The organism is Cobetia sp. UIB-001 (assembly GCF_044789135.1).
Taxonomy (GTDB): Bacteria; Pseudomonadota; Gammaproteobacteria; order Pseudomonadales; family Halomonadaceae; genus Cobetia; species Cobetia amphilecti.
The window spans coordinates 1,906,145-1,924,884 of sequence record NZ_CP058244.1; the positions used below are offsets into that span (position 1 = coordinate 1,906,145).

Here is an 18,740-nt window from a genome sequence, read left to right on the forward strand (position 1 = left end):
TTGCGCTCAGCGCAGCTCCAGGCGCGTGAAGGGCCTCAGCAGGTAGGAGAGCACGCTGCGCTCGCCGGTCTCGATGTCGACCGTGGCGACCATGCCCGGCTTGATCGGCAGCGTCTCGCCGTTGTGCTCAAGCGCTGCGGTGTCGCTGCTGACCAGCACGCGATAGTAGCTCTCCTCGCCGCGTGGCGTTTCTTCCTCCAGAGTGTCCGAGCTGATGCGCTCGACCTTGCCCTCCAGCGTGCCGTAGACCGCATAGTCGTAGGCGCTGATGCGGATCGTTGCCGGCATGCCCGGGGCGATGAAGGCGACATCCTGCGGGCGAATGCGCGTCTCGAACACCAGGGTGTCCTCCAGCGGCGTGATCTGCATGATCTCCTCGCCGGGCGGAATCACCCCACCGCGCGTGGTGATGGCGATGTTGTTGACCACCCCGCGCACCGGCGAGAGCAGGCGGGTACGGTCCAGCTGGTCGCGGCGCTGCACGCTGGTTTCTTCAAGAGCGGCCAGCTCGGATTTCTTGTCGGCAAGCTCGGCGTAGGCATCCTGCAGATAGGTGTTGCGGATCTCGGCCTGACGACCGTTGAGCTCGGCGATCTCGCGATCCAGCTTGAGCATTTCCATCTCGCCCACGGCACGGCGTTTGACCAGCGGACGGATCACCGCGAGCTGACGCTGCGCTGCAGTGATCTCCTTGCTGACCGCATTCAATGCACTGTCACGCTTTTTGCGCCGGGCCGTGAACAGCTCGCGCTCGGTGGCGGTCAGCGCCTCGTTGTCACGCACCTCCTCTGGGAACTCGATGCTCGACTTGTCCAGCACCTCAGCCTCCAGTCGCCCGATGGTCGCGCGCAGTGCCTGCGCCTGACTCAATGACTCCATGTAGGCCGAGCGGAAGCGGGTCTCGTCGATGGCGGCCAGCAGCTGACCGGCCTCGACGATCTCGCCCTCTCTGACCATCATCTCGTCGAGGATACCGCCCTCGAGGCTCTGGATGGTCTGCTGGCGCGAGGAGGGGATAACCTTGGCTTCGCCACGCGCCACCTCATTGACCTCGGCCCAGCTGGCCCAGGCGATGAACAGTGCGATGACCAGGAAGCTGGCCCACAGCAGCGGACGCGACCAGTGGCTTTCCAGCTTCTGGTCCGGCGCGCCCAGCTCGCGTTTGATGAGTTCGGGATCGAAACGCTGGCTCATGAGGCCTCCTGGCGCTGACGGGATGCGGAGGTGGCCGGTGTCTTGCCGGCCGATTGTCTGGCCATGATCTGATCCAGCGGGCCGTCCATGACGCGCTTGCCGTGGCGCAGCACCAGGGCGCGTTCGACCCAGCCGAGCAGTGACTTGCGGTGTGTGGCCAGCACCAGGGTTCGGCCGGCAAGCCAGGGGCCGAGGGTCTTGATGACGTGTTGCTCGGTGGCCTGATCCAGCGAGGCGGTGGGCTCATCCAGCAGCACCACGGCCGGGTCCTGCAGGACCAGGCGGGCAAGGCCGAGGCTCTGACGCTGGCCACCGGACAGGCTGTGGCGGTCATGCAGCATCATGTCCAGCCCCAGCGGGTGGCGGCGCACGAAGTCGCCCAGTCCGGTCATCTCGATGACCTCCAGCAGGCGCATGTCGCTGACATCTCGCCCATCGATGCACAGGTTGTCACGCAGCGTACCGCTGAACAGGCTGATGTCCTGCGGCAGATAGCCGATGGCGCGCTGGCGGTCGGCAGGATCGATCTGACTCAGGGCGAGGTTGTCGAGGGTCAGCTCGCCACTGGTGGGCGTGAAGTAGCCGGCCAGCAGACGCAGCAGAGTACTCTTGCCGGCGCCGTTGCCTCCGAGCAGGGCGAGGTGCTCACCGGGTGCGATGCTCAGGCGGTCCAGTGACAGGGCTTCCGGGGCTTCCTCGTCGTAGCGCCAGTGCAGGTTCTCGGCCTGGTAGTGCCCGCGTGCCTGGGCGAGGCGCGCGAAGCGACGATCGCTGGGACGCTCGATGTCGGTCTCCATCAACGCATCCAGCCCTTCCTTGGCGACCTTGACGTGCTGCCAGCGACTCAGCAGCGCACTGATCTGCAGGGTTGGGCCTATGGCGCGCGACGAGAGAATCGAACAGGCGATCAGGGCACCGACACTCAACTCGCCAGCCATGATCAGGTAGACCCCGGCGATGATGACGCCGACATAGGCCAGCTGCTGCATGCCGGTGCCCCAACTGGTCAGCCAGGCGACGGCGTGGCGGAAGGTGACGCCGCGGTGCGTCTGCTCAGAGGTCAGGCGCTGCCACTGACGGCTGGCATGGCCCTCGGCGCGACAGGCCTTGAGATTCTCGAGGTTGTCGAGGGTCTCGAGCAGCACGCCATTCTTGACCGCCGATTCGCGCATGCCTTCACGCGAGAGACGCGACAGCCACGGTTGCGCCAGCAGCACGGGAATCAGCATCAACATGATCGCCGCCACCGGCACCCAGACCACCGGGCCGCCCAGCAGGGCGATCAGGCCCAGGAACAGCAGCGCGAAGGGCAGGTCACCACAGGCACCCAATGTCGAGGCGGTGAAGAACTCGCGGATGGCATCGAAGTCACGGATCTGACTGGCCATCGCCCCGGTCGAGCGCGGCTTGGCGGCCAGGCGCATCTGCACGGCGTGGCGGAAGATGTGATCGTTGAGTTCGAGGTCGATCTTCTTGCCCGAGTTCTCGATCAGCTGGGCCCGCAAGGCGCGCAGCAGCGCTTCCAGGCCGATGGCGAGCATCACGCCGATGCCGAGCGCCCACAGCGTATCGACGGCGCCGGTCGGCACCACCCGGTCATAGACCTGCATCGCGAACAGGGCCGTGGCCACGGCCAGCAGAGCGGCAAGCGAGGAGGACAGCGCGACCTCGGCGAAGACGCGCCAATGCGACTTGAGCCGTGAGGTCAGCCAATGCCCCTTCTGGGTCTGGCTGTAGCCTTCCGCGCGCTCCAGCGAGATCTCGCCATGCGCAAACAGCGTAATGCCGGCGTAGGCGGCAGCCAGTTCGGCCTGTGGCAGCCAGTAGACGCCGCCGGACAGGGGATCAAGCAGCTTGTAGCCGGGGCCGCTGGGGGTGGTGTCCAAGTCATCGTCTGCTTGGGTGTCGCTCGTGTCGCTGCTCGACTCGGCAGGCCACTGATGCGCGGCCTCATGGGACAGCAACACGCGACTGCTGCCGTCTTCCAGCAGCATGACACAGGGCATCAGACTTTCGGGGATCTCGCTGAGCGGCGCCTGACTCAGACGCGCGGCGATGCCCTGGCGCGACAGGGCCTGCTCCAGATCCTGCGGCGCCAGTTCACCCTTGGTGAGTGGCATGCCGTGTCGCAGGCGCTCGAGATCGATGCCGTGGCCCTGCAGGCGCAGCAACTGGCGAACGCTCTCCAGCAAAGGGTCGGGTTGCGTTGTCGCCGTGGCCGAGGAGGTGGTGGTCTGTGGGGCGCTCATGGGCTGACTCCCTGGCTGGCATGGTGATGAGAGTGGGGCAGCGAGGTGCGCGCCGTCTCTGGCGGGGTGGCTCCGGCTTCGGCCCGATAGGGCGAGGAGACCAGCGGCAGGGCACCCAGCTGGGTCGCCAGGTCATATTGATCGGTGAGCAGCTGGGTATTGAGCTCGATCATCTGGCGCCGTGCGGCGAAGATCTCGCTCTCGATGGTCAGCAGGTCCTCGATATTGCGCGAGCCGGTGATGAACTGGTCGCGATAGCTGCTGCGCAGGCGTTCGCCACTGCGCGCCTGCTGATCCAGCGCCTTGATACGTGCCTCGACCGCGGGCTGACTGGCTGACAGGCGCTGTATCTGGCGGCGCAGCTCGCGCGCGGTGGAGGCGGTCTCGAACTGGGCGGCGGTCAAGCGTGCGCGGTCCGCTTCGGGCTGGCGCAACGGCGTCAGACCCTGGAAGACCGGGGCCTCGATGCGCAGGCCGATGCTGGAGTCGCTGACCATGTCGTCGTTCGACTCATAGCGGGAGCTGGTCGCCTCCAGGCGCAACTCCGGCCAGCGCTCGGCCTCGCTCAGGCTCAGGGCGTGGCGCGCGGCATTCTGCTGACTGACATGACTGCGATAGGCCGGCGCGTTGGTGATGGCGGCATCGGTGGTGGCGGGGTCACGGGCCAGATCCGCCACGATCGGCAGGGGCGGCGGGGCGCTCAGGGCGACATCCCTGAAGGAGCGGCCGCTGAGTATCTCGAGCTCCTGACGGGCGGTGTCGGCATCGCCCTGCAGGCGTGCCAGCCACTCGCGGGCACTGGCAAGATCAACGGCGGCCCGGTCCAGCTCGACCCGATCCCCATAGCCCGAGAAGGTGCGGTCATTGGCCAGACGCTCGAGGCTATCGAGTTTCTCGATGTAATCGCGCACGCGGCGCATCATGGCGCGATTGGCGCCCAGATCGATATAAGCGGTGATCGCCTCCTGGGCGATTTCCATGCGGGTCTGATCCAGGGTGTCACGCTCGACGTTCCGCTCTGCCTTGCGCTGCTCGACCTCGGCCTCCACCTGGCCCCAGTCGTACAGCATCTGGCTCAGGGTGAGACGGTAGCCGCCTTCGGTGAAGTTGTCCTCGGTGCCGACACTGCTCTCCAGGCGCGGCCAATAGCCATCCTCGGCGATCTCGATTTCCGTGCCCGCGGCACGCACATTGGCCCGAGCGGCCTCGATGCGAGGGTCATGGGCAAGCACATCGCTCAGCACGGCGGCAAGATCACGATTCGTCTGGGCAGTGGCCGGGAGTGATGCTGAAAGCCCGGCGGAGATGGCACAGATGGCGACGCAACGCTTCGTCGCTGACATGCGCGGAAGTGTTGCCTGTCTGTGGGCAGACGGGCAACGAAATAGGGTGGGCATCATGTGACTCCTTGTCTTCAGAGTGTCCTCTGAAGTGCTGCGTCATCCTGACGCTCTAGTGTTTCTGAATCATGCTGATCATCAAGGGAGGTGCCCCTTGCGGGGCACCTCGATCAGGCTTATCCGTTGCTGGTATTCACAGTCACGTCTTGATCGATATACAGCGTTGCCTCACCAAGCTGATAAGTATCATACGTCGTGCCGTTGAACTCGGTCGTTGTCGCGGAGGATGTTGCCCCATCCGCTTCCACGCTATCGCCTTCATCGCCATCGATATAGAGCTCGTTATCACCATCGGTAAGGTTCAATACCGTATCGACATCGATTTTCAGACTGGTGCCGGTCTCGCTGCTGGCCGAGATATCGAGCACTTCGATGTTGGTCATGACACTGGGCTCAGCCTGGGCGGACAAGGCGACGAGATCGATGCCTTTTCCTGTGCCATCGAAGCTGACGGTATCGATGTCAGCGCCACCCTCGATGGTGAAGTCCAGGCTGGAAGTGACGATCAGGTCATCACCCGCGCCACCATCGAAGGTGTTGCTGCCCGAATCGCCAATCAGCAGATCATTTCCCGCATTGCCGACCAGGGAGTCATCCCCTTCACCACCTCGAATGACATCGTCAAAGCTACTGCCGATGAGAGAGTCATTGCCGGAAAGCCCGAAGATCGCGCTGCCTTCGACGTTGGCTGAAATATCGATTTCATCATCGGTCAGCAGGCTACCAATAAAGGTGTTGCTCTCGTTGACACCGGAGAATAAGGGGTCATTGCTATCGAGCACCTCCACACCCGCCAAAGAGGAGATGGCATCTGTGGTGCTGGCATCGTAGGCATCGGTTGCCGTGATGCTGTAGGCATCAAGTAGGTCGATGTTCGCCAAGTTGTATTGGGCAGCACCGCCATCATCGAACCCGATAGTCGCCAGGAATTGAGTGAGCGCTAGGTTGTCGATGTCTCCACCGTCAGCCGCGGTAATGGTCAGCTCCGCGGAAGTGGCGAGTGTCCCGATGATCCCGCCATTGCTACTTGTAACTGATAGGCCAAGCGAAGTCGCCAGGTCGTTGTCCCAAGTGAATTGAGGATCAGTGAGCAAACCGCTCAGTGCACTGACATCCACGACTGCAGCGTAATTGATCACGACTTCGCGCAGGTTGTTGTCAGGGTCTGCGACGAAGACCTGGTTGTTGGAAAGGTCAATCAGGTCGATTGCCTCGAGACCGACCAGGCCCAACAGCTCAGAATCCTGCAGGGTGACGATAGGGGCGGTATTGGTGACCGCGTCCAGGCTTTCCTCACCGACGAAGGTGATTTCACCCGTCGCCGTATCGCCATCACCATCCGCGACCGTGACACTGACATCAGACTCATTGACCTCCGTGCCCACCAACAACTGCTCGCCGCTGATTAAGGAGTCGATGACCTCACTGCTCGTCAAGGTGCCACCTTCGGTCAGATCGAGTCCATCGATATTGATGACCTGGTTGGCGGACGCGGCAGGATCAGCGCTCAATCCACCCTCTGTGTTGATATAGAGGACGGTCGTACCAGTTGCCGAGATATATTCGGCACTGATATAGCTCGCAAGATTGTTGGTGGCGCTATCGACATAATAGGCCCCGTTGAGCATATCGCGCAGATCAAGAATGTCTCCCGATCCGGCGCCACCATTATTGAAGTTGAGCACGGTGTCTGTTGCCGCAGCAGCGACAGTGCCCTCATCACCGGACTCCCAACGAAGGATGTCGACCCCATCGCCACCGTCCAATGTGTCGTCGTCTGCACCGCCGATCAGGAGGTCAGTCGCACCACCTCCGTTCAGTTCGTCATTGCCACTGCCACCGCGCAGGATATTACTTCCACTTCCACCATTCAGTGTGTCGTTTCCAGCATATCCATAAAGGTTGGAGCCAGGTACAGAAGCATCTATAGACGAATCATCTCCATTGGTCCCCTCAACAACAGGTGAAGTATATCCTTCTGCAAGGATATCAGCGGTCAAGACCGTTGCATCAGCAGCGGTATTGGATTCCGCAGATAGAGAATCCGATGCAGTTATTACACTGGTCTCAAGTATTGAATTCAAAATGTCATTTACGTTCAATACACCCAGGGTATTGAGAGTATCGATGACACCACCCACCACTCCAGTCAGTTCAATCGTAAACTCAACGTTTGCAAGGATCTCGCTGGCTTCGATATTGGAAATGGTGCCACCATCTGCATCCGTAATGGTGAGGGTCAGAATGTTACCTACTTCAGTAGGAGTGACATTAAGGCCTAGCTCACTTTCCAATGCGCTACTGAATGACCACTGGCTCTCTGCAATGATGCCATTGATGAGATCCTCTAGAGATATAAGAGTCACACCAGCTGGATTAATGACCGTATCAAGCACTGCTGATATTGTGCCAAGCAGTTCCTCTATCGTGGTGTAGAGATTTGCCGTGCTTAGAGTAATGGATTCTAAGTTACCTTCAGCATCATAGGCGCTGTAAAGCTGGTCGTTACTTAAGTCAACAATATCCAGCAAGTTGGCGCCGACGAGCCCAAGAACATCATCGGTATCTGATACATTGACGATAGGCCGTGTATTGGCTTCCTCAGTTGCGCTGAACTGGCCCTGGTGGCTGTAGCTATAGTCCCCTGAGTCGATATTCAGGCTGAAGGATTCACCGGACAGTGTTTCGACCGCCAGAATGCCATCGACGATGCTGACAGTATCGCCAGCCTCCAGACCAATCTCGGTAGAGGTGCCGGTCACGTCCGCGTAGGTGCCATCATCAGAGACAGTGAATGTCAGACCCTTGAACGCGAAGGACTGCACCTGCCCATTTGCCGCATCAGCCCCAAACCCGAAGTCATCCTCACCATCGAAGATGGAGCCGGTGTAATCCGTATTCGATCTCAGAGTTTCCACGACGGTACTTGCCGCAATCGTCGGTACATCATTAGTGATATCGATGTTCAAGGTGCTGCTGGTGCTCGACGCGCCATCGGTCAAAGTGACAAGCACATCCACCGTGGATGAATCGGCATCCACCTGATCAATATTGCCGAGCAGTTCTGCGCTGTAGACAACTTCCGAGCCATCCTCGGTGACGGAAACGACCATGACGGCCGTCGCTGCAGCGTTATCGGCATCACTTGCCAGTGTTAGCGTGCGTCCTTCATCCGTGACGACCCAACCAAGTGCCTGGCCGTTGCTGGTGAGCGACTCGGTAGAGCTGAGTGAGAGTGTTGCCTCACCGCTGGTATCAGCGAATGTCTGAGTGCTGGCGACGGCGCCTGCCGCAGAGGCGATCAGCGCTTCCGAGATCGTGAGACGGTTGGCATTGCCCAGATCGAGGAAATCGTCGCTCAGCTTGGTCGCCGTATCGGTCACGGCGGCCACATTCTGATTTCCCGCATCGTCCGTCACGGTCATGGTCACGGTCAGCAGTCCCTCTGCCAGACCGGTAAGGTCGACGCCTGACACAGTCACTTCGCCCGCCGCCGAAACAGTGATGTTCTCGGTTGGGACGGTGACGGAGCCATTATCGGTATCAGTGATCACGATCGTGAGGTTGCTGCTGGTCAAGCCGGCTTCAACAGTGCCTTCGAATGTCACATCTGTCGCTTCTGCAGCGTTGATGTCCCCATCAGCATCCGTGAAGTTGATGAGACTGCCTGTCGGAGCGGTCGTATCAATGACGACGTCTTGACTCTCGATGTCGCCATCGTTGCCGGCGGCGTCCTGCACCTTGAGCTGCACGGTGGCAGAGGCGGTGAGGTCGGCATCGGCGTAGCTGACGGCAGTACCGGACACGCTGTCGGTGATGTCGACCCAGGTGGTGCCATCGGTGCTGTAGAGCAGAGCTTCCCCAGTGGCGAGCTCGGCACTCAGCGTGGCGGTGACCGTCAGGCCATCATCGTCATTGGTGATGAAGTCGCCGGCGGTACCGCTATCGTCGCTGATCGCGTCAATGGTGGCAGTGGTGGTCGGCGCGACAGCGTCGATCACGACATCCTGCGAGGCCACTGCGCCATCGTTGCCGGCGGCGTCCTGCACCTTGAGCTGCACGGTGGCAGAGGCGGTAAGGTCGGCATCGGCGTAGCTGACGGCAGTGCCGGACACGCTGTCGGTGATGTCGATCCAGGTGGTGCCATCGGTGCTGTAGAGCAGAGCTTCCCCAGTGGCGAGCTCGGCACTCAGCGTGGCGGTGACCGTCAGGCCATCATCGTCATTGGTGATGAAGTCGCCGGCGGTACCGCTATCGTCGCTGATCGCGTCAATGGTGGCAGTGGTGGTCGGAGCGGTCGTATCAATGACGACGTCTTGACTCTCGATGTCGCCATCGTTGCCGGCGGCGTCCTGCACCTTGAGCTGCACGGTGGCAGAGGCGGTGAGGTCGGCATCGGCGTAGCTGACGGCAGTGCCGGTCACGCTGTCGGTGATGTCGACCCAGGTGGTGCCATCGGTGCTGTAGAGCAGAGCTTCCCCAGTGGCGAGCTCGGCACTCAGCGTGGCGGTGACCGTCAGGCCATCATCGTCATTGGTGATGAAGTCGCCGGCGGTACCGCTATCGTCGCTGATCGCGTCAATGGTGGCAGTGGTGGTCGGCGCGACAGCGTCGATCACGACGGCCTGCGAGGCCACTGCGCCATCGTTGCCGGCGGCGTCCTGCACCTTGAGCTGCACGGTGGCAGAGGCGGTGAGGCTGGCATCGGCGTAGCTGACGGCAGTACCGGACACGCTGTCGGTGATGTCGATCCAGGTGGTGCCATCGGTGCTGTAGAGCAGAGCTTCCCCAGTGGCGAGCTCGGCACTCAGCGTGGCGGTGACCGTCAGGCCATCATCGTCATTGGTGATGAAGTCGCCGGCGGTACCGCTATCGTCGCTGATCGCGTCAATGGTGGCAGTGGTGGTCGGCGCGACAGCGTCGATCACGACGGCCTGCGAGGCCACTGCGCCATCGTTGCCGGCGGCGTCCTGCACCTTGAGCTGCACGGTGGCAGAGGCGGTGAGGCTGGCATCGGCGTAGCTGACGGCAGTACCGGACACGCTGTCGGTGATGTCGATCCAGGTGGTGCCATCGGTGCTGTAGAGCAGAGCTTCCCCAGTGGCGAGCTCGGCACTCAGCGTGGCGGTGACCGTCAGGCCATCATCGTCATTGGTGATGAAGTCGCCGGCGGTACCGCTATCGTCGCTGATCGCGTCAATGGTGGCAGTGGTGGTCGGCGCGACAGCGTCGATCACGACGGCCTGCGAGGCCACTGCGCCATCGTTGCCGGCGGCGTCCTGCACCTTGAGCTGCACGGTGGCAGAGTCGGTAAGGTCAGCATCGGCGTAGCTGACGGCAGTACCGGACACGCTGTCGGTGATGTCGATCCAGGTGGTGCCATCGGTGCTGTAGAGCAGAGCTTCCCCAGTGGCGAGCTCGGCACTCAGCGTGGCGGTGACCGTCAGGCCATCATCGTCATTGGTGATGAAGTCGCCGGCGGTACCGCTATCGTCGCTGATCGCGTCAATGGTGGCAGTGGTGGTCGGAGCGGTCGTATCAATGACGACGTCTTGACTCTCGATGTCGCCATCGTTGCCGGCGGCGTCCTGCACCTTGAGCTGCACGGTGGCAGAGGCGGTGAGGTCGGCATCGGCGTAGCTGACGGCAGTGCCGGTCACGCTGTCGGTGATGTCGATCCAAGTGGTGCCATCGGTGCTGTACTGCAGCGTTTCACCTTCGGCAAGCGGAGCATCCAGCGTGGCCGAAATTGTCAGGCCATCATCGTCATTGGTGATGAAGTCGCCGGCGGTACCGCTATCGTCGCTGATCGCGTCAATGGTGGCAGTGGTGGTCGGCGCGACAGCGTCAATGGTCACAGCGCCCAGGTTCACGGCGTCGCTGACGTTGCCGGCCACATCGGTCTGACGGATCTGCACAACGCCATCGGCGTAGACACCTTCGTCCAGCGTGAAGGTGGTGCCGGTGCCATCGATCCAGTTGCTGCCGCCGTCGAGGGAGTACTCCCAAGTGGCGTCGGCTTCCAGACCGCTGACGGTGACTTCACCATTGCTGGTGATGCCGTCGTCGGTGATGTTGGTGTCGGTGGTGAGCGCGAGGCTCGGTGCGGCGATGGTGGTATCGACCGTCACGTCGCCCAGGTTCACGGCGTCGCTGACATTGCCGGCCACATCGGTCTGACGGATCTGCACGTCACCATCGGCGTAGACACCTTCGCCCAGCGTGAAGGTGGTGCCGGTGCCATCGATCCAGTTGCTGCCGCCGTCGAGGGAATACTCCCAGCTGGCGTCGGCTTCCAGACCACTGACGGTGACTTCGCCATTGCTGGTTATGCCGTCGTCATCCGTTCCGGAATCGCTAGATAATGCCAAGGCCGGACTGGTGGGCACAGTAGTATCGACGGTGAGCGTGAAGTCGTCAGACGACGCACTTTCGTTGCCGGCGGCATCGGTCGCGGTGACGCTGAAGACATGCTCGCCCTCGATGAGATCAGTGCTTGGGGTGTAGCTCCAGGCGCCATTGGCATCTGCCACGACCGTATCAACGACTTCGCCGTTGTGGGTGATGGTGACGGTGCTGCCGGCTTCGGCGCTGCCGTTCAGCGTCGGCGTCGCGTCATTGGTGTTGTCGCCGGAGGCGAGGGCACCGGTATCGGCTGCCACATCGTCCGTGGCGGAGGCGATGGTCGGCGTGTTCGGCGCGGTAACGTCAGCATCTACCGGCACATCGAGTGCCGCGGACGCTGCGCTTTCATTGCCGGCCGCATCGGTTGCCGTGGCTGTCAGTGTGCTGCCAGCTTCCTGCTCCGGTGAGAGCTCCACCGAGAAGTTGCCTTCGGCATCGACGACCGCTGTTCCCAGCACATCATCGTTGGCATTGGTGATCTCGACCGTGGTGCCCGCTTCACCGGTTCCGGCGACGGTGGCGCCATCGGTCTCGCTCAGGACTGGTGCGTCCGGTGCGGTAGTGTCGACGGTAAGCGTGAACTCGCCAGACGGCGCGCTTTCGTTGCCGGCGGCATCGGTCGCGGTGACGCTGTAGACATGATCGCCATCGGTGAGATCTGTGCTCGGGGTATAGCTCCAAGCGCCATTGGCATCGGCGGTGGCTGTTGCGATTTCCTCACCGTTATGGGTGATGGTGACGGTGCTGCCGGCTTCGGCGCTGCCGGTGAGGGTCGGCGTCGGGTCATTGGTGCTGTCGCCGGAGGCGAGAGCACCAGTATCGGCTGCCACATCGTCGGTCGCGGAGGTGATGGTCGGCGTATTCGGCGCGGTAACGTCAGCATCTTCCGGCACATCGAGTGCCGCGGACGCTGCGCTTTCATTGCCGGCCCCATCGGTTGCCGTGGCTGTCAGTGTGCTGCCAGCTTCCTGCTCCGGTGAGAGCTCAACCAAGAAGTTGCCTTCTGCATCGACGACCGCGGTACCCACAACATCATCGCTGGCATTGGTGATCTCGATCGTGGTTCCCGCTTCACCGGTCCCGGCGACGGTGGTGCCATCGGTCTCGCTCAGAACCGGCGCATCCGGCGCGGTGGTGTCGACCGTGAGCGTGAAGTCGCCAGACGACGCACTTTCGTTGCCGGCGGCATCGGTCGCGGTGACGCTGAAGACATGCTCGCCCTCGATGAGATCAGTGCTTGGGGTGTTGCTCCAGGCGCCATTGGCATCTGCCACGACCGTATCAACGACTTCGCCGTTGTGGGTGATGGTGACGGTGCTGCCGGCTTCGGCGCTGCCGGTCAGCGTCGGCGTCGCGTCATTGGTGCTGTCGCCGGAGGCGAGGGCACCGGTATCGTCTGCCACATCGTCTGTGGCGGAGGCGATGGTCGGCGTGTTCGGCGCGGTAACGTCAGCGTCTTCCGGCACATCGAGTGCCGCGGACGCTGCGCTTTCATTGCCGGCCGCATCGGTTGCCGTGGCTGTCAGTGTGCTGCCAGCTTCCTGCTCCGGCGAGAGCTCAACGGAGAAGTTGCCTTCTGCATCGACGACCGCCGTTCCCAGCACATCATCGTTGGCATTGGTGATCTCGACCGTGGTGCCCGCTTCACCGGTCCCGGCGACGGTGGTGCCATCGGTCTCGCTCAGGACTGGTGCGTCCGGTGCGGTAGTGTCGACGGTAAGCGTGAACTCGCCAGACGGCGCGCTTTCGTTGCCGGCGGCATCGGTCGCGGTGACGCTGTAGACATGATCGCCATCGGTGAGATCTGTGCTCGGGGTATAGCTCCAAGCGCCATTGGCATCGGCGGTGGCTGTTGCGATTTCCTCACCGTTATGGGTGATGGTGACGGTGCTGCCGGCTTCGGCGCTGCCGGTGAGGGTCGGCGTCGCGTCATTGGTGCTGTCGCCCGAGGCGAGGACACCGGTATCGGCTGCCACATCGTCTGTGGCGGATGCGATGGTCGGGGCATTCGGCGCGGTAACGTCAGCGTCTTCGGGCACATCAAGTGCCGTGGACGCTTCGCTTTCGTTTCCGGCCGCATCGGTTGCCGTGGCTGTCAGAGTGCTGCCAGCTTCCTGCTCCGGTGAGAGCTCAACCGAGAAGTTGCCTTCTGCATCGACGACCGCGGTGCCCACAACTTCATCGTTGGCATTGGTGATCTCGACCGTGGTGCCCGCTTCACCGGTCCCGGCGACGGTGGTGCCATCCGTCTCGGACAGAACCGGCGCATCCGGCGCGGTGGTGTCGACCGTGAGCGTGAACTCGCCAGACGCTGGGCTTTCGTTGCCGGCGCCATCGGTCGCGGTGACGCTGAAGACATGCTCGCCATCGGTGAGCTCAGTGCTCGGGGTATAGCGCCAGGCACCATTGGCATCTGCCACGACCGTATCAACGACTTCGCCGTTGTGGGTGATGGTGACGTTGCTATTGGCTTCGGCGCTGCCGGTCAGGGTTGGGGTGGCATCGTTGGTGCTATCGCCAGAGACGAGGGTGCCGGTTACAGCTTCCACATCGTCCGTGGCAGAGGCGATGGTCGGGGTGTTCGGGGCGGTAACGTCAGCGTCTTCCGGCACATCAAGTGCCGCGGACGCTGCGCTTTCATTGCCGGCCGCATCGGTTGCCGTGGCTGTCAGTGTGCTGCCAGCTTCCTGCTCCGGTGAGAGCTCAACCGAGAAGTTGCCTTCTGCATCGACGACCGCTGTTCCCAGCACATCACCGTTGGCATTGGTGATCTCGACCGTGGTGCCCGCTTCACCGGTTCCGGCGACGGTGGTGCCATCGGTCTCGCTCAGAACCGGCGCATCCGGCGCGGTGGTGTCGACGGTGAGCGTGAACTCGCCAGAGGATGCACTTTCGTTACCGGCGGCATCAGTCGCGGTGACGCTGAAGACGTGATCACCCTCGGTGAGCTCAGCGCTCGGGGTGTAGCGCCAGGCGCCATTGGCATCGGCGGTGACTGTCGCGATTTCCTCACCGTTATGGGTGATGGTGACGGTGCTTTCGGCTTCGGCGCTGCCGATGAGGGTCGGCGTCGCGTCATTGGTGCTGTCGCCGGAGGCGAGGGCACCGGTATCGGCTGCTACGTCGTCTGTGGCGGAGGTGATGGTCGGCGTGTTCGGCGCTGTGACGTCAGCGTCTTCCGGCACATCGAGTGCCGCGGACGCTGCGCTTTCATTGCCGGCCGCATCGGTTGCCGTGGCTGTCAGAGTGCTGCCAGCTTCCTGCTCCGGTGAGAGCTCAACCGAGAAGTTGCCTTCTGCATCGACGACCACTGTTCCCAGTACATCGTCGTTGGCATTGGTGATCTCGACCGTGGTGCCCGCTTCACCGGTTCCTGCGACGGTGGTGCCATCGGTCTCACTCAGGACTGGCGCATCCGGCGCGGTGGTGTCGACGGTGAGCGCGAACTCGCCAGACGGCGCGCTTTCGTTGCCGGCGGCATCAGTCGCGGTGACGCTGAAGACATGCTCGCCATCGGTGAGGTCCGTGCTCGGGGTATAGCGCCAGGCGCCATTGGCATCTGCCACGACCGTATCAACGACTTCGCCGTTGTGGGTGATGGTGACGGTGCTGCCGGCTTCGGCGCTGCCGGTGAGGGTCGGCGTCGGGTCATTGGTGCTGTCGCCGGTGGCGAGGGCACCGGTATCGGCTGCCACATCGTCGGTCGCGGAAATGATGGTTGGCGTGTTCGGCGGAGTCACGTCAGCGTCTTCCGGCACTACCAGGGTGTCGGAGACAGCACTTTCGTTACCCGCGGCGTCGGTGACGGTGGCGGTCAGCTCAGCGCCGGCGTCCTGCTTCGGAGACAGCGTGATGCTGAAGGTGCCGTCATCGGCAACAGTGCCGCTGCCAAGCAGATCGCCATCACCATTGGTGATTTCGACGGTGCCACCGGCCTCGGCGCTACCATTGACGGTGCTGCCATTGGCCGTCTCGCCATCGGTCTCACTCAGGACTGGGGCATCCGGCGCGACGGTGTCGACGGTGAGGGTGAACTCGCCAGAGGCTGCACTCTCGTTGCCGGCGGCATCAGTCGCGGTGACGCTGAAGACATGGTCGCCCTCGATGAGCTCAGCGCTCGGGGTGTAGCTCCAGGCACCATTGGTATCGGCGGTGACTGTCGCGATTTCCTCACCGTTATGGGTGATGGTGACGGTGCTATTGGCTTCGGCGCTGCCGATCAGCGTCGGCGTCGCATCGTTGGTGCTGTCGCCGGAGGCGAGAGCACCGGTATCGGCTGGCACGTCGTCGGTCGCGGAAGCGATGGTCGGCGTGTTCGGTGCGGTTACGTCAGCGTCTTCCGGCACCACCAGGGTGTCAGAGACAGCACTTTCATTGCCCGCGGCGTCAGTGACGGTGGCGGTCAGTTCAGCGCCGACTTGCTGCTTCGGAGACAGCGTGATGCTGAATGTGCCGTCATCGGCGACAGTGCCGCTGCCCAGCAGGTCGCCATCACCATTGGTGATTTCGACGGTGCCACCGGCCTCGGCGCTACCATTGACGGTGCTGCCATTGGCGGTCTCGCCATCCGTCTCGCTCAGAACCGGCGCATCCGGTGCTGAAGTATCAACTGTCAGCGTGAACTCGCCAGACGGCGAGCTTTCATTGCCGGCGGCATCGGTCGCGGTGACGCTGAAAACGTGATCACCCTCGGTGAGGTCAGTGCTCGGGGTATAGCGCCAGACGCCATTGGCATCGGCGGTGACTGTCGCGATTTCCTCACCGTTGTGGGTGATCGTGACCGTGCTGCCGGCTTCGGCGCTGCCGATCAGGGTCGGTGACGCGTCATTGGTGCTGTCGCCGGAGGCGAGGGCACCGGTATCGGCTGCCACATCGTCGGTCGCGGAAGTGATGGTCGGCGTGTTTGGCGCAGTCACGTCAGCGTCTTCCGGCACCACCAGGGTGTCGGAGACTGGGCTTTCGTTACCCGCAGCGTCAGTGACTGTGGCGGTCAGCACAGCGCCGGCTTCCTGCTTCGGAGACAGCGTGATGCTGAAGGTGCCGTCATCGGCAACAGTGCCGGTGCCCAGCAGATCACCATCACCATTGGTGATTTCGACGGTGCCGCCGGCCTCGGCGCTACCATTGACGGTGCTGCCATTGGCCGTCTCGCCATCGGTCTCGGCCAGGATCGGGGCATCCGGCGCGGTGGTGTCGACGGTGAGGGTGAACTCGCCAGATGCCGCACTCTCGTTGCCGGCGGCATCGGTCGCGGTGACGCTGAAGACATGCTCGCCATCCGTGAGATCAGTGCTCGGGGTGTAGCGCCAGGCGCCATTGGTATCCGCCGTCACGCTATCAACGACTTCGCCGTTGTGCGTGATGGTGACGGTACTGCCGGCTTCGGCGATGCCGGTCAGCGTCGGCGTCGCGTCGTTGGTGCTGTCGCCCGAGGCAAGGGCACCGGTATCGGCTGCCACATCGTCGGTCGCGGAGGCTATGGTCGGCGTGTTCGGCGCGGTAACGTCAGCGTCTTCCGGCACCACCAGGGTGTCGGAGACTGGGCTTTCGTTACCCGCGGCGTCGGTGACGGTGGCGGTCAGCTCAGCGCCGGCTTCCTGCTTCGGTGACAGCGTGATGCTGAAGGTGCCGTCATCGGCAACAGTGCCGGTGCCCAGCAGATCGCCATCACCATTGGTGATTTCGACAGTCCCGCCGGCCTCGGCGCTACCATTGACGGTGCTGCCATTGGCCGTCTCGCCATCCGTCTCGGACAGGATCGGTGCATTCGGCGCGGTGGTGTCGACGGTGAGCGTGAACTCGCCAGAAGGTTCGCTTTCATTGCCGGCGGCATCGGTCGCTGTGACGCTGAAGACGTGATCGCCATCGGTGAGCTCAGCGCTCGGGGTATAGCTCCAGGCACCATTGGTATCCGCCGTCACGCTATCAACGACTTCGCCGTTGTGAGTGATGGTGACCGTGCTGCCGGCTTCTGCGCTGCCGGTCAGGGTCGGCGTCGCGTCATTGGTGCTGTCGCCGGAGGCGAGGGCACCGGTATCGGCTGCCACATCGTCGGTCGCGGAAGTGATGGTAGGGGTGTTAGGCGCGGTGGAGTCGGTGCTTGTATCCACAGTCGCTGGCGTAGAGCTGCTGCTGATGTTCCCGGCAGAATCCGTAGCGGTGGCCGTCAGCGCCTCGCCATCCTGCTGGGACGGATCAAGTTCGATGGAGAAGGTGCCATCGTCTTCCGCAATCCCAGAGCCGACCCTATCGCCATTGCTGTTGGTGATCTCGATGTCGCTACCGGCTTCGGCTGTACCGGAAGCCGTGGTGCCATCAGAGTCGTTCAAGACCGGCGCAACGGGTGCCTCGGTATCAATGCTCAAGGTGAACTCGCCAGACGGCGCGCTTTCGTTACCGGCGGCATCGGTCGCGGTGACGCTGAAGACATGCTCGCCGTCGCCAAGCTCGGTATTTGGAGTGAAGCTCCAGGCACCGTTGCTGTCGGCGGTGGTGGTGCCGATCACATCACCATCGAGCGAAACAGTGACGGTACTGCCGACTTCAGCAGTACCGCCCAGGGTCGGCGTGGTGTCATTGGTGCTGTCGCCATCCTCGAGCGCTCCAGTGATGGCTTCCACATCATCGGTCGCGGAGGCGATGGTCGGGGTGTTGGGTGCCGTGGTGTCAGCATCCTGCGGCACGGTGACAGCGGTGGAGGCTTCGCTAACGTTGCCGGCGGCATCGGTGGCGGTGGCGGTCAGTTCGGTACCGGCTGCCTGCGCGGGAGACAGCTCGACCGAGAAGTTGCCATCCGCATCGGCAACGGAACTTCCCACGCTGTCGCCGGCGGCATTGGTGACCTCGATAGTGGCGCCGGGCTCACTGCTGCCGGTGAGGATCTTGCCATTGGTCTCGTCGAGGACAGGCGCCTCAGGCGCTGTCGTGTCCTCATCCGAGGAGGAGCTGTCATCGCCGGTGGCAGCGGCCACGCCGACACCGGCGGCCACGGCAACGCCGCCTGCCACGAGGCCAGCGGTGCTGATGCCAGCCACTGTACCCGCTCCCGTTGCGGCACCTGCACCCGCAGTGCCCGCACCCGCTGCTGCGGTAGTGAGTGCCGTCTCCGCCGTCGTCAAGGTCGCGGTACTGGTGAAGGGTACAGCGCCCCCTGCACCAGCTTCGCCCAGGCCCACCTGAAAGATGTCGCCAGCGAACTCATCGCCTTGTAGATACAGATGACTGAGCTCGGTGGGGTCTGCGTAGAAGTTTTCGACCGTGATCAGTTCCCCGTTTTCGAGGGTGACAAGCAGGTTGTCTCCCTGGCGGGTCATCACCTCGATATCGCGAGGATGGAGGTCCAGACTGACATCCGATGATCTATTGAGGGCAATGGTGTCGACTTCACGCAGGACCGTTTCCTGTTCCGCGAGCTGACCGTGGGGAGCGACCTTGGCAGTTACCGGCATATCGTTATCCTCAATGGCACTTCTTGTGCATTCGCGACTTTTTA

The 18,740-nt window shown here is 62.7% G+C and carries 4 protein-coding genes; all 4 read right to left on the reverse strand.

Annotation, left to right across the window (positions count from 1 at the left end; genetic code table 11):
• Nucleotides 1-6: 6 nt before the first annotated feature.
• Nucleotides 7-1,194, reverse strand: coding sequence for an HlyD family efflux transporter periplasmic adaptor subunit (locus tag HA399_RS08075; RefSeq protein ID WP_404326778.1), 1,188 nt, complete (start codon nucleotides 1,192-1,194; stop codon nucleotides 7-9).
• A complete protein-coding gene (locus HA399_RS08080) occupies nucleotides 1,191-3,443 on the reverse strand; it encodes a type I secretion system permease/ATPase (protein WP_404326780.1) in 2,253 nt (750 codons plus the stop codon). Before HA399_RS08080 ends, HA399_RS08075 begins: the two co-directional genes overlap by 4 nt.
• The gene (locus tag HA399_RS08085) at nucleotides 3,440-4,786 is read right to left on the reverse strand and encodes a TolC family protein (protein WP_404326781.1); all 1,347 of its coding nucleotides are present in this window, start codon (nucleotides 4,784-4,786) and stop codon (nucleotides 3,440-3,442) included. Before HA399_RS08085 ends, HA399_RS08080 begins: the two co-directional genes overlap by 4 nt.
• A gap of 173 nt (nucleotides 4,787-4,959) precedes the next feature.
• Nucleotides 4,960-18,696, reverse strand: a complete 13,737-nt coding sequence (locus HA399_RS08090; RefSeq protein WP_404326782.1) for an Ig-like domain-containing protein — start codon at nucleotides 18,694-18,696, stop codon at nucleotides 4,960-4,962.
• Nucleotides 18,697-18,740 lie beyond the last annotated feature (44 nt).